Source organism: Tenebrionibacter intestinalis (assembly GCF_016632365.1).
Lineage (GTDB): Bacteria > Pseudomonadota > Gammaproteobacteria > Enterobacterales > Enterobacteriaceae > Tenebrionibacter > Tenebrionibacter intestinalis.
Window position 1 is genome coordinate 68,309 of sequence record NZ_JAEPBH010000008.1, and the last position, 11,997, is coordinate 80,305.

Annotated in this window: 14 protein-coding genes and 1 tRNA gene; 3 read left to right on the top strand and 12 right to left on the bottom strand. The window is 55.0% G+C overall.

The genetic code is table 11. The features are described from left to right. The first annotated feature begins 181 nt into the window (after positions 1 to 181). Positions 182 to 364 carry a hypothetical protein gene (locus tag JJB97_RS04580; protein WP_451923529.1) on the top strand — a complete coding sequence of 61 codons (183 nt, stop codon included), beginning with the start codon at positions 182 to 184 and terminating at the stop codon, positions 362 to 364. A gap of 14 nt (positions 365 to 378) precedes the next feature. Here the strand turns inward: JJB97_RS04580 and JJB97_RS04585 are convergent. From JJB97_RS04585 to gpt, 7 genes are all read right to left on the bottom strand, one after another. Beyond that, positions 379 to 454: transfer RNA gene (locus JJB97_RS04585), tRNA-Thr, on the bottom strand. Positions 455 to 564: 110 nt separating this feature from the next. Beyond that, the gene (gene proA / locus JJB97_RS04590; RefSeq protein WP_238712779.1) at positions 565 to 1,818 is read right to left on the bottom strand and encodes a glutamate-5-semialdehyde dehydrogenase; all 1,254 of its coding nucleotides are present in this window, start codon (positions 1,816 to 1,818) and stop codon (positions 565 to 567) included. A 10-nt stretch (positions 1,819 to 1,828) separates the two neighbouring features. Continuing rightward, entirely contained in the window at positions 1,829 to 2,932 is a 1,104-nt protein-coding gene (gene proB / locus JJB97_RS04595; protein ID WP_238712781.1) for a glutamate 5-kinase, read from the bottom strand. Positions 2,933 to 3,064: 132 nt separating this feature from the next. Then, entirely contained in the window at positions 3,065 to 3,223 is a 159-nt protein-coding gene (locus JJB97_RS04600; RefSeq protein ID WP_238712783.1) for a hypothetical protein, read from the bottom strand. Between the two features lie 143 nt (positions 3,224 to 3,366). Beyond that, the gene (gene crl / locus JJB97_RS04605) at positions 3,367 to 3,765 is read right to left on the bottom strand and encodes a sigma factor-binding protein Crl (RefSeq protein WP_238712785.1); all 399 of its coding nucleotides are present in this window, start codon (positions 3,763 to 3,765) and stop codon (positions 3,367 to 3,369) included. Positions 3,766 to 3,871: 106 nt separating this feature from the next. Then, positions 3,872 to 5,119, bottom strand: a complete 1,248-nt coding sequence (gene frsA / locus JJB97_RS04610) for an esterase FrsA (RefSeq protein WP_238712787.1) — start codon at positions 5,117 to 5,119, stop codon at positions 3,872 to 3,874. Positions 5,120 to 5,226: 107 nt separating this feature from the next. Then, a complete protein-coding gene (gene gpt / locus JJB97_RS04615; RefSeq protein ID WP_238712789.1) occupies positions 5,227 to 5,685 on the bottom strand; it encodes a xanthine phosphoribosyltransferase in 459 nt (152 codons plus the stop codon). Positions 5,686 to 5,945: 260 nt separating this feature from the next. Between gpt and pepD the strand changes: the two genes are divergently transcribed. Further along, the gene (pepD, locus tag JJB97_RS04620; protein ID WP_238712791.1) at positions 5,946 to 7,400 is read left to right on the top strand and encodes a beta-Ala-His dipeptidase; all 1,455 of its coding nucleotides are present in this window, start codon (positions 5,946 to 5,948) and stop codon (positions 7,398 to 7,400) included. A gap of 190 nt (positions 7,401 to 7,590) precedes the next feature. Here the strand turns inward: pepD and dinB are convergent, their stop codons facing one another. After that, a complete protein-coding gene (gene dinB, locus JJB97_RS04625) occupies positions 7,591 to 8,649 on the bottom strand; it encodes a DNA polymerase IV (protein WP_238712793.1) in 1,059 nt (352 codons plus the stop codon). Positions 8,650 to 8,824: 175 nt separating this feature from the next. Between dinB and JJB97_RS04630 the strand changes: the two genes are divergently transcribed. Continuing rightward, entirely contained in the window at positions 8,825 to 9,181 is a 357-nt protein-coding gene (locus JJB97_RS04630; protein WP_238712795.1) for a hypothetical protein, read from the top strand. Positions 9,182 to 9,304: 123 nt separating this feature from the next. Here the strand turns inward: JJB97_RS04630 and nqrM are convergent, their stop codons facing one another. From nqrM to JJB97_RS04650, 4 genes are read right to left on the bottom strand one after another with little or no spacing between them, the layout of a single operon-like run. After that, entirely contained in the window at positions 9,305 to 9,520 is a 216-nt protein-coding gene (gene nqrM, locus JJB97_RS04635) for a (Na+)-NQR maturation NqrM (RefSeq protein ID WP_238712797.1), read from the bottom strand. 11 nt (positions 9,521 to 9,531) lie between these two features. Continuing rightward, positions 9,532 to 10,755 carry an NADH:ubiquinone reductase (Na(+)-transporting) subunit F gene (gene nqrF / locus JJB97_RS04640; RefSeq protein ID WP_238712800.1) on the bottom strand — a complete coding sequence of 408 codons (1,224 nt, stop codon included), beginning with the start codon at positions 10,753 to 10,755 and terminating at the stop codon, positions 9,532 to 9,534. 12 nt (positions 10,756 to 10,767) lie between these two features. Then, entirely contained in the window at positions 10,768 to 11,364 is a 597-nt protein-coding gene (gene nqrE / locus JJB97_RS04645; protein WP_238712804.1) for an NADH:ubiquinone reductase (Na(+)-transporting) subunit E, read from the bottom strand. A gap of 3 nt (positions 11,365 to 11,367) precedes the next feature. Further along, entirely contained in the window at positions 11,368 to 11,997 is a 630-nt protein-coding gene (locus JJB97_RS04650) for an NADH:ubiquinone reductase (Na(+)-transporting) subunit D (protein ID WP_399198082.1), read from the bottom strand.

The window sequence follows — 11,997 nt, forward strand, 5'->3', positions numbered from 1 at the left end:
CAGGCACAGGCCACAGCAGCCGCGCCGCTGCACGGTCATTTACCCCGCGTGGCACGGCTCTGCCGTTCCACTTTCCTGACGGGCTGACAGACGCCGACCGCTAACGAAATTTCTTTTTTTACTGGCGTTCCTGTGTTGTTCTGAGGTGAGCATATCACCTCTGTTCAGGTGGCCAAATTCAGTGTGCCACTACAGTGCACTACAGGAAATGGGCGGGGGGAAAAGTATCGAGATGGTGCAGCGTTATGCACACCCGGCACCGAATCACCCGACGCAGCATGCCATGCAAATCGACTCATTCCTGGCATGGAATGGCACGAATATGGCACAAGGCGCTTTTGCTGAACTGGTTAATATCGCGTGAACCCGCGTGATTAGTGGTGCCGATAATAGGAGTCGAACCTACGACCTTCGCATTACGAATGCGCTGCTCTACCAACTGAGCTATACCGGCCTTGCAGACGTGCTCAGGAATTTGAGCACCGGCTAAATGTAAAAAAAAGCGAGGAAGGCGTCAACTCCCTCACGTATCGACTGATGGTTTTTACAGCATGTTCAGGCTAATCAGGCACGAATCGTATCGTCGCCAATGCCAACCCACTTGTACGTCGTCAACGATTCCAGGCCCATTGGGCCGCGGGCGTGGAGTTTTTGCGTACTCACGGCGACTTCCGCGCCAAGACCAAACTGGCCGCCGTCGGTGAAACGGGTAGAAGCGTTAACGTATACCGCTGAAGAATCTACTTCGTTCACAAAACGCTGCGCGCTGCGCATATCGCGGGTCAGGATGGCATCCGAGTGCCGGGTGCCGTGTTCGCGAATATGCGTAATCGCCGCGTCCATATCCGCGACAACCACCACATTAAGGTCCAGAGAAAGAAATTCATCGTCCAGCGTCTGCGGTTGCAGCGCAACGACCTTCGCCGGGCCTGTAGAGAGCCATTTTTGCGCCGTGCTATCAGCATGTAGCGTTACGCCGCTTTCGGCCATCTGTTGCCCCAGCGCGGGCAGAAACGCGGCTGCCTTTTTTTCATGCACCAGCAGTGTTTCTACGGTATTGCACGTGCCCGGACGCTGGGTTTTTGCATTAACAATAATGTTTAACGCAGGCCCGATATCCATACTTTCATCCACAAAAATATGGCACACGCCGATTCCCCCGGTGATAACGGGAATAGTGGACTGCTCACGGCACAATTTATGCAACCCTGCGCCGCCGCGCGGAATCAACATATCGATGAAGCGATCCATCTTTAACATTTCATTAACCAGCGCGCGGTCCGGGCTTTCAATCGCCTGTACGGCGCCTGCGGGTAGCCCGCAGGCCTGTAATGCCTGCTGAATCACGTTTACGATCGCTGCATTGGTGCGATATGTCTCTTTCCCACCGCGCAGAATAACCGCATTGCCGGTCTTCAGGCACAGTGACGCCACGTCAACGGTAACATTGGGCCGGGCTTCGTAGATAACGCCCACCACGCCAAGCGGCACGCGGCGACGCTCCAGCCGCAGGCCGCTGTCGAGCAGCCCGCCGTCAATGACCTGGCCTACAGGATCGGTCAGGCGACATACCTGGCGCACATCATCGGCAATGGCCTTCAGGCGCGCCGGGCTTAGCGCCAGTCGGTCAAGCATCGCCTCGCTCAGTCCGTCCTGGCGCGCCTGCGCGAGGTCCGCTTCATTAGCCTTCAGAATAGCGCTCGCACAGGCTTCAAGCCGGTCAGCCATTTTCTCCAGCACGCGGTTTTTCGCACGGCTGCTCAGCCCCGCCAGTTGATAAGAGGCCGCTTTTGCCGCCATCCCTATTTGTTCCAGCATGCGCTGCTCCTTAGTTCACAATCATATCATCGCGGTGCACGGCTACAGGACCATATTCATAGCCGAGAATAGCGTCTATCTGCTGGGAATGATGGCCCGCAATGCGGCGCAGCGCATCGCTGTTATAGCGGCACACGCCGTGGGCGATATCGCGCCCCTGAAGGCTTCGGATACGGATGACTTCACCGCGTGAGAAATTACCCGATACACTGCGAATCCCCGTTGGCAGCAGCGAACTGCCGCGCTCAAGGATAGCGGCCAGCGCACCGTCATCCACAGCCACCTCGCCCGCCGGCGGCGCGCCAAAAATCCAGCGCTTGCGACTCTCCAGCGGCGTTTGCTGCGCGTGAAAACAGGTGCCGACCGGCAGCCCTTCCATTGTATCTTCAATAACGCCGGGGCGACTGCCGGCGGCGATAATAACCTCAATACCCGCACGGCAGGCCACATCGGCGGCCTGAAGTTTAGTGCCCATCCCCCCGGTGCCAAGGCCGGATACGCTATCGCCGGCGATAGCGCGCAGCGCATCGTCGATACCGTGTACGTCTTTAATTAACTGCGCATTCGGGTTATTACGCGGATCGGCGGTAAACAATCCCTGTTGATCGGTAAGCAACAGCAGTTTATCCGCCCCCCCAAGGATTGCCGCCAGCGCAGATAAATTGTCGTTATCGCCAACTTTGATTTCTGCGGTTGCAACGGCGTCATTTTCGTTTATCACCGGCACAATGCGGTTATCCAACAGCGCGCGCAGGGTATCGCGGGCATTGAGAAAACGTTCGCGATCTTCCATATCAGCGCGTGTTAACAGCATTTGCCCTACGTGAATGCCGTAAATAGAAAACAGTTGTTCCCATAGCTGAATCAGGCGGCTCTGCCCTACGGCGGCCAATAGCTGTTTTGACGCAATCGTGGCCGGAAGTTCCGGGTAACCTAAATGTTCGCGGCCGGCGGCAATCGCGCCGGATGTGACAATAATAATACGGTGCCCGGCAGCGTGCAGATGAGCACACTGTCGCACCAGCTCCACAATATGGGCGCGATTAAGGCGGCGCGACCCGCCGGTAAGCACACTGGTGCCAAGTTTTACCACCAGTGTCTGGCTGTCACTCATGATATTTTGCCGTTTAAAAATGAAAAATGAAGAAACACCAAACGTTGTAACAGGAGATGGTCGTATTGCCAACAGGCACGTCTGAAAAGCCTTTACTGAGAAGCGAAAAGCGATGCGTTAATCCGCCCGCGACTATTTTTCTGATGATTTACTCAGCACGCTGAATGCGTTCTGCCCCTTGTCGAACAGCGGCAGCCATGCGAACAAGCCACTGTTGCCTCCAACAATGCGCTGGCGCAGGGTAAATTTACCGACGGCATAAAGCACGTCAGCCAGGAGGCTGACGTTCACAGCGATGTTAGAAAAAACAAAATGGGGGTTTGCTCTCTTTGCAGTTAGCAGCCCAATAGTAACGCGCTAAATTTATTTCAGGCAACGATCGCTTTATACGACATTTGTCATCAGCCTCAACGCCTGATTGTTGGCGTTTTATTTCAGGCCCGACGCTGTAGCGGCTGTTCCACGCCTTCAGCAGGCAATAGCGCAAAGTCGAGCGAGGTCAGCAGCGCATCAAGGCGCTCATGAAAATTACGCAGCGTCTGGCTCACCTGCTCTTCAACCGCCTTGTCTTTAAACTCCGTCGTTTGCCAGACGCCGTCTTTGTCGAAAAGGCCGAACTGCCAGGTGTAATACAGGCTATTTTCCTGTGGCGATAGCTCCATCCACCATCCCCAGAATTCACGTTTTTCCGGCGCTGGCTTAACGTTAACGCACACGGCAAGGCAGTCAAAGAAGAAACGATTTTCGTCACACTTATCTTCACGAATATAAGGGCCAAGCGCCGCGAGTTTTTTGATAAGGCGACTTTTTGGGTAACCACTCGGTAACGACATTGCGATCTCCTGTTGATGAACGCGCCATTCTTAACAATTGCGCAAAATTAAGCAACATTTGACGCGCGACAGCAATAAGCTTCCGACAAAATCGCCCTTTTCCAGGTCAGCGCAGCCGTTTATCCAGCCACTGCGTCATCTCGCTTAACGCGCGATCGAAGTGCATAAACAGCGGATGGAATGGGATCTGCATTAACTTGCCGTCAGCGGAGGATGAGGCAATCAGCCTCGACTCCTCCTCCGGGCTGAAGGGGTCGTTTTCCCAGCATGCGGACAGCATCGGTGTTGGGCAGCGGCGGCCAAGTAACCCCTGAGTCCTGAGTGAATAACGATTCAGCTCTGTACCCAGCGCGCTGTCGGATACATTCTGCATCCCAAGGCGGCTGGCCAGGACATCAATATACATTTCCGGCACGTGTCGCTGGCGCTCGGGATCGCTTAGCAGAGCATGCACCACCGGGCCGATACAGGCTACGGCCTTAAGGCGCGGGGCCTCAAGATAGGCAAGCCGCACCACCACATTCGCACCAAAGCGAAAACCCAGCGCCGCCACGCGGGTATGATCTATCCACGGAATATCCGCCAGCGCCTTGAGCACATGCTGATGCAACATACTGGAGTCCTGCGTCAGTTTCCATTTTGACGAAAATCCCACCGACGGCATATCAATCGTTAACATAGCCAGCCCGGCAGGCGCGAAATAGTGCTCAAACAGGCGGTAATAGTCGCTTTGCAACGTATCCAGGCCGCCGCACATCAGTACCGTCGGCAGCGGCCCTTTTGCGCCTTTAGGCATATGTAAAAAACCGGTAATAGCGCCGCCGCCGGTGACGGGGAATTCCAGTTTGCGCAGGCCGCCAGAAAGCCGCGGCGCGGCCTCTTCGTAAGCGCGATTCGCCAGCACCTGCGCCTGTTCGGCCAGCACATCTCCTTTAAGATGCGGATAGGCGGCAATGCTGTAAAGATTGGCCGCCATTAACCACTGTTTGCCTGCCAGCACACTGTCCTGCTGCTGGCAGGCGCGCTGCTGCCAGCTCATAGCCTGCTTTGACCATTCATAAATCCAGTTGCCGCTACGGTAGCCCACCACGGTATCAAGGATTGCATCATGGGTGCGTTCGGCGCGGCTGGCGGCAATACGCGCCTGTATATCGAGGATCTCCAGCGGATGCACGCCGCGCCACACCCAAAGCAGACGATTGATCAGGCGATACCAGTGAGCAGCGGTTTTACCATCAAGCGCCGACTGCATGGCGCAAACGCTATAGTGACGAGAACGATGCACAAGCGTTGAGGTTTCAGGATATTTAAAACGAGGTTTGAACAGCGTTTCGCTAAGATTAGTTTGCGACATATCACGCTCTCTCATTTGGCAAATTACTGCCCCTTAGTTTACCCCTGCGCAGCCCATTAGAACACAAACGCCCGGCAAGCCGGGCGAGATAACGCATGATGAATGAATTAGCGGCCGGACAGCGGCGGCACAAACGCCACCCCCATATCCCACGGCTGCTCAATCCAGGTATTCTGCGGGATATCTATTTCATAATCGTCAACCAACGGCTGACCCGCCGGTTTGGCGAAAATCGTGACAAAGCGCGCTTTAGGATACATTTCACGAATAGCCACGGCGGTACCGCCGGTATCCACAAGGTCGTCAATAACGATAAAGCCTTCACCATCGCCTTCGGCGCGCTTGAGGATTTTCATTTCGCGCTGGTTGTCATGATCGTAGCTGGAAATGCAAACGGTATCCACGTGGCGAATACCCAGTTCGCGCGCCAGCAGCGCTGCCGGCACCAGGCCACCGCGGCTTACCGCGATAATGCCCTTCCACTGCTCGGCTGGCAGCAGGCGGCTGGCAAGTTTGCGGGCGTGAATCTGCAACATGTCCCAGGTGACAACGTATTTTTCGCTCATGTAGAAGTGTCCCAGCCTGTTAATAACGGCTTAAAAAATATTCAGAGGAAATCAGGTTGCGCGAGATTATAGAGATCCGGCGCGCTAAAAACCAGTGCCGCGCTGGCAACGGCGCGGTTTTTAGGCTTTTGTTCTCCAGACATAACAGAAAGTGGTATCCTCAACGCTATCGCGCGGGTAATAGCCCGCGTCTTTTCGTTTTTCGGCAACCCAGTGACCTGGCGCGCTTTTATCGCCGGTCGTCGTCCAGGAGATGTATCGTGTCTGAATTGTCCCAACTCTCTCCGCAACCGCTGTGGAATATTTTTGCCAAAATCTGTTCCATTCCTCATCCCTCCTACCATGAAGAAGCGCTGGCGCAGCACGTGCTTAGCTGGGCTAAAGAGAAAGGGCTGCATACGGAGCGCGACCAGGTCGGCAATATCCTGATTCGTAAACCCGCCACGCCAGGAATGGAAAACCGCAAGCCGGTCGCGTTACAGGCGCACCTTGATATGGTGGCGCAGAAAAATAATGATACCGTTCACGATTTTACCCGGGATCCGATTCAACCGTGGATCGATGGCGAGTGGGTTAAAGCGCGTGGCACCACGCTTGGCGCGGACAACGGTATTGGCATGGCCTCGGCGCTGGCGGTACTCTGCGATGACAGCGTACAGCACGGCCCGCTGGAAGTGCTGCTGACCATGACCGAAGAAGCGGGGATGGAAGGCGCGTTTGGCCTGAAACCCCACTGGCTTGAGGCCGATATTCTGATCAATACCGATTCTGAAGAAGAAGGCGAGATTTACATGGGCTGCGCGGGCGGCGTTGACGCCATCACCACCCTACCGCTGACGCGTGAAGCGCTCCCGGCGGGTTTTCAGACCTGTAAACTGACTATCAAAGGCCTTAAAGGCGGCCATTCCGGCGCAGAGATCCATCTTGGCCTTGGCAACGCCAATAAACTGCTGGCGCGTTTTCTAAAAGAACAAGCGGCGCTGGCGCTGCGCCTTGTAGATTTCAACGGCGGTACGCTGCGTAACGCTATTCCACGCGAAGCCTTCGCTATCGTGGCCGTTGCAGCCGACAAGTTCGATACGCTGAAAGCACAGCTTGCTCGTTATCAGGCCGTACTGGAAAACGAACTGGCGGCAAAAGAGAAAAACCTGACGCTGTCGCTTGAAGCCGTCGAAACACAGCTTCAACCGCTGACGGCAAAAAGCGGCAATACGCTGGTCAATCTGCTCAACGCTACGCCAAACGGCGTTATCCGTAACTCTGATGTAATGAAAGGCGTAGTGGAAACGTCGCTGAACCTGGGCATTGTGACAACCCATGAAAGCAAGGCGGAAATTATCTGTCTTATCCGCTCGCTTATCGACAGTGGTAAAGACGCGCTGGCAGGCGCCCTGCAGTCGCTGGGCGAGCTGGCTGGCGCGCAGGTAGAGGTGAAAGGCAGCTACCCGGGCTGGCAGCCGGACGACAAGTCCCCGGTGATGAAGCTGGTGCGTGAAACTTACAGCACGTTATTTGGCAAGACACCGAATATTCAGGTGATCCACGCAGGCCTGGAGTGCGGACTGTTTAAGAAGCCCTATCCGAATATGGATATGGTTTCTATCGGCCCGACCATTACCGGCCCGCACTCGCCGGATGAGCAGGTAAATATCGAAAGCGTCGGCCAGTACTGGACGCTGCTGACCGCGCTGCTCAAGGCCATTCCGGCAAAATAACGTAAGCTATAGCGGCCTTTCGGAAAGCGGGCTTAACTGGCAAACCGGGGGCCGTTTTTTGTAACCGGTCATAATCCCACTCCGTGGGCATGGCCGACGACAGCATGCCGTTCAGATCCGGGTAGTAACGCATACGGCTCCTCTTCCCGTTTCGGGGCGCCGACGACGCGCGTTTATAAAAAGCGCGTCGTTATAACCCCAACACCAGTTGACGCTCAAGCTGCGGATCGAGCAGCGTCACATGCAGGCCTACCAGCCGCACGCCGCGCTTGCCGCGCCGCGCCTCCCAGGCCTTCCGCGCGGTTGCGATAAGATCGTCTCTGTTCAGCCGCGGCCAAACGTGCTCCTGTGTGGTCAACTGGAAATCATTAAATTTCAGTTTCACGCCCTGACGAGCGATAAGCAGGTTCGGCTGCACTTTTGCCAGCCGCCGTTCCAGCTCCGGATAAAGGCGCTCAATAATGATGGCTTCGCACTCTTCCCAGCGGTGAATATCTTCCGCCAGCGTGCGCTCCACACCCACCGATTTACGCAAGCGCTCGCTGCATACTTCGCGCTCATCAATACCGTGGCTGCGCTCCCACAGCACGCGGCCAAATTTACCAAAGCGTTTGAGCAGGTTCGCCAGGTCGCTATTTTGCACATCCGCGCAGGTTCGCAGCCCTGCCTCTTCAAGCCGCGCTGCCGTTACTCTTCCGACGCCGGGGATTTTGCCCAGCGGCAGCGTAAGCAAAAAACCGGGCATAGCTTCAGGCGTAATCACAAACTGGCCGTTCGGCTTATTCAAATCGGAGGCGATTTTCGCCAGAAATTTAATGGGCGCAACGCCCGCCGAAGCGGTAAGCCGCAGCTCGTGAAAAATAGTAGAACGAATTTCCTGAGCAATCAGCGTCGCCGAACCACGGCAATGTATGCTATCGGTTACGTCCAGATAGGCTTCATCAAGCGACAGCGGTTCGATACGATCGGTATAGCGGGAGAAGATCTTACGAATATGTACAGAGGCTTCTTTATAAGCGTCAAAGCGCCCCGGCAGCAACGTCAGGTGCGGACAAAGCCGCAGGGCAGTAGCGGTAGGCATAGCGCTGCGTACGCCGTATTTACGCGCAGGGTAGTTGGCGGTGCTGATAACGCCGCGCCGCTCGCGGCTGCCGCCGACGGCCAGCGGTATATCGCGCAGCGCCGGGTTATCACGCATCTCGACGGCTGCGTAAAAGCAATCCATATCGACATGAATAATTTTGCGCATATGCCAGCAACCCTGAAACTGTATAAATATACAGCATAACAAATTTTGCATTGTATGCAATGCCCCTGCCCACAAATTCGGGCTTTACACCGCAGCAAAAAACCAGGATAAAGCATCCCTTCAGCGATAAATCCGGGCAAAACCGCACTCTAATCAACAAACACATGGACGCGTGATGGCAAGTTTAATAAGCGAAGAAAGCAGCAAGCCAAACAATTTCTGGTGCTGGCTGCTTATCCTTTATCCCTTTTTGATGAGCTTTACGGGTATTGAGCTTGAATATATTTTCATCGCGGCGCTGCAGTTGGCGGCCTCAATGATATTCATTACGCTGGATCGCCGGGCGCTGGCTAACGCAGGGCTGCGCTCTCCACACCCGCTGTGGGGCATACTGTTCTTTCCCGTTTATTTATGGAAACGGGAAAATATTCTCGGCAGGCGCTGGAAACCAATGTTTTTGATTTTTACAGGCGCTTATACGCTGTATTTAGCGCTTATCTTCCCGTATCTTTCCAGCATACGTATTTTGTGATAGTGCGTGCGGCAAAGCGGGCCGCAGGGGGGCCGCTCACCTGAAGTTTCCTTTGTCATCGGGCTTTAAGTGAACGGCCCCTTAACTTCGCCTGCCCAGCATCGCCTGCAGGGCGCCGTTTTTTTACAGGATGCGTTTTTGGTTTAACTTCTCTTCCCGCGCCATGCGCGCCTTACGGGCATCACACGGTTCAGGGCAGTCGCAAACTTTTTCAAGCCCCAGCGAACCGATGCCGCCGCAGCTCCCTTGCAGCGTTTTTCGCCGCAGCATATAGCCCAGCGACATCCCCAGAATAACCAGCCCAAAGACCGCAAACGTCGCCAGGAATACCGTTACCATACGCGCCTCCGTTAGCCGCCAAAGTCGTCGAGCAGGATATTTTCATCCTCCACGCCGAGATCTTTAAGCATCTTAATTACCGCCGCATTCATCATCGGCGGCCCGCACATGTAAAATTCGCAGTCCTCCGGCGCCGGATGGTCGCACAGATAGTTGTCATACAACACGTTATGGATAAAGCCCGTGTACCCCGTCCAGTTATCTTCCGGGAGCGGCTCAGAGAGCGCGATATGGAAGGTAAAGTTCGGGTTTTCACGCGCCAGTTGTTCAAACTCTTCCTGATAGAACATTTCGCGCAGCGAACGAGCGCCGTACCAGAAAGTGATTTTACGGTGCGTCTTCAGGCGCTTAAGCTGATCGAAAATATGTGAACGCATCGGCGCCATCCCCGCGCCACCGCCCACAAACACCATTTCCGCCTGCGTTTCTTTTGCAAAGAACTCGCCAAATGGACCGGAAATGGTCACCTTGTCGCCCGGCTTCAGCGACCAGATATAAGAGGACATCACTCCCGGCGGCGCATTCGGCACACCCGGCGGCGGCGTAGCGATGCGCACATTAAGCATAATGATGCCCGTTTCTTCCGGATAGTTCGCCATTGAATACGCGCGCACGCACGGCTCTTTTACGACAGAGCGAAAGCGGAACAGGTTGAATTTATCCCAGTCGGAGCGGTAGGCCTCAGGCACGTCGAAATCGGCATAGTCCACGGTGTGCGGACCGCATTCAATCTGAATGTAGCCGCCCGCGCGAAACGGTACTACCTCGCCTTGCGGGATTTTCAGCTTCAGCTCTTTAATGAACGTCGCTTTGTTATCATTAGAGATAACCTCGCACTCCCACTTTTTGACGCCGAAGATCTCTTCCGACAGCTCAATTTTCATGTTCTGTTTCACCGCCACCTGGCAGGCCAGGCGGCAGCCCTCTTTGGCCTCAAGCTTAGTGATATGCGCCAGTTCGGTCGGCAGGATTTCACCGCCGCCTTCTTTCACCGTGACTTTACACTGGCCGCAGGAACCGCCGCCGCCGCAGGCCGAGGGGACAAAAATCCCCTGCCCGCTGAGCGTGTTCAGCAGCTTATCACCCGCCGGCGCGTGGAACTGTTTATCCGCCTCATTGTTAATTTCAATAACGATATCGCCAGTGCTGACCAGCCTCGAACGGGCCAACAAAATCATCAAGACCAGCGCCAGAACAATGAGCGTAAACATGGCTACGCCAAGAATAATTTCCATATCGAACCGCCCTTATAACTGCACACCGGAGAAGGACATAAAGCCCAGCGCCATAAGCCCGGTAGTGATAAATGTAATCCCCAGCCCGCGCAGGCCAACCGGAACATTAGCGTATTTAAGCCTCTCACGGATCCCCGCCAGCGCAACAATAGCCAGCATCCATCCGATGCCGGAGCCAAAGGCGTATACCACGGATTCAGGGAAGTTGTAATCTCGCTGCACCATAAACGACACACAGCCAAAAATGGCGCAGTTTACGGCAATAAGCGGCAGGAAAATCCCGAGCGCGTGATACAACGAAGGGAAGAAGCGATCCAGCACCATCTCCAGTATCTGTACCAGCGCCGCAATCACGCCAATAAAGGTAATGAAGTTGAGAAAGCTCAAATCCACGCCTTCGACAAGCGCGCCGTCGCGCAGCACCAGGTTATAAACCAGGTTATTGACCGGCAGCGAAATGCCGAGTACCAGCGTGACCGTCAGGCCCAGACCAAATGCGGTGGAGACTTTTTTAGACACCGCCAGCAGCGTACACATGCCGAGGAAGAAGGCCAGCGCCATGTTCTCCACGAACACAGATCTCACAAAAAGACTGATGTAATAAGCCATTCGTTACTCCTTCTCCTGCTGTTCGGGCCGAAGAGTACGCAGGCCCCAAATCAGCATGCCGATCAGGAAGAACGCGCTTGGCGCCAGCAGAAACAGGCCGTTTGGCAGATACCAGCCGCCGTTTTGCACGGTTTCCATCACGGTGACGCCAAACAGCTTGCCGCTGCCGATGAGTTCACGAACAAAACCCACTATCATCAGGACTGCGCCATAGCCAAGGCCGTTGCCGATACCGTCCATAAAGCTCGCCAGCGGCGGCGCCTTCATGGCGTAAGCCTCGGCGCGCCCCATCACGATACAGTTAGTGATAATCAGGCCGACAAACACCGAAAGCTGTTTGGAAGCCTCGTAGGCGAAGGCGCGCAGCAACTGATCCACCACTATCACCAGCGAGGCGATAATCGTCATCTGCACAATAATGCGCACGCTATTTGGAATATGGTGGCGAATCAAGGAGATAAACATGCTGGAAAACGCGGTAACCAGCGTGACCGATATCGCCATAACAAACGCCGTTTCCAGTTTGGTCGTGACCGCCAGCGCGGAACAAACCCCAAGTATTTGTAGCGCGATTGGGTTATTGGCAATCAGCGGGCTGACCAACAGCCGCCTGAATGTTTTTATGTTGCTCAT

Excerpts from the sequence above, each read along its gene's own strand:
- JJB97_RS04650 (WP_399198082.1), bottom strand. The coding sequence starts at position 11,997 with ATGAGCAACATAAAAACATTCAGGCGGCTGTTGGTCAGCCCGCTGATT.
- nqrE (WP_238712804.1), bottom strand. The coding sequence starts at position 11,364 with ATGGCTTATTACATCAGTCTTTTTGTGAGATCTGTGTTCGTGGAGAAC.
- gpt (WP_238712789.1), bottom strand. The coding sequence starts at position 5,685 with ATGAGCGAAAAATACGTTGTCACCTGGGACATGTTGCAGATTCACGCC.
- proB (WP_238712781.1), bottom strand. The coding sequence starts at position 2,932 with ATGAGTGACAGCCAGACACTGGTGGTAAAACTTGGCACCAGTGTGCTT.
- proA (WP_238712779.1), bottom strand. The coding sequence starts at position 1,818 with ATGCTGGAACAAATAGGGATGGCGGCAAAAGCGGCCTCTTATCAACTG.
- nqrF (WP_238712800.1), bottom strand. The coding sequence starts at position 10,755 with ATGGAAATTATTCTTGGCGTAGCCATGTTTACGCTCATTGTTCTGGCG.
- frsA (WP_238712787.1), bottom strand. The coding sequence starts at position 5,119 with ATGTCGCAAACTAATCTTAGCGAAACGCTGTTCAAACCTCGTTTTAAA.
- JJB97_RS04630 (WP_238712795.1), top strand. The coding sequence starts at position 8,825 with ATGGCAAGTTTAATAAGCGAAGAAAGCAGCAAGCCAAACAATTTCTGG.
- nqrM (WP_238712797.1), bottom strand. The coding sequence starts at position 9,520 with ATGGTAACGGTATTCCTGGCGACGTTTGCGGTCTTTGGGCTGGTTATT.
- dinB (WP_238712793.1), bottom strand. The coding sequence starts at position 8,649 with ATGCGCAAAATTATTCATGTCGATATGGATTGCTTTTACGCAGCCGTC.
- crl (WP_238712785.1), bottom strand. The coding sequence starts at position 3,765 with ATGTCGTTACCGAGTGGTTACCCAAAAAGTCGCCTTATCAAAAAACTC.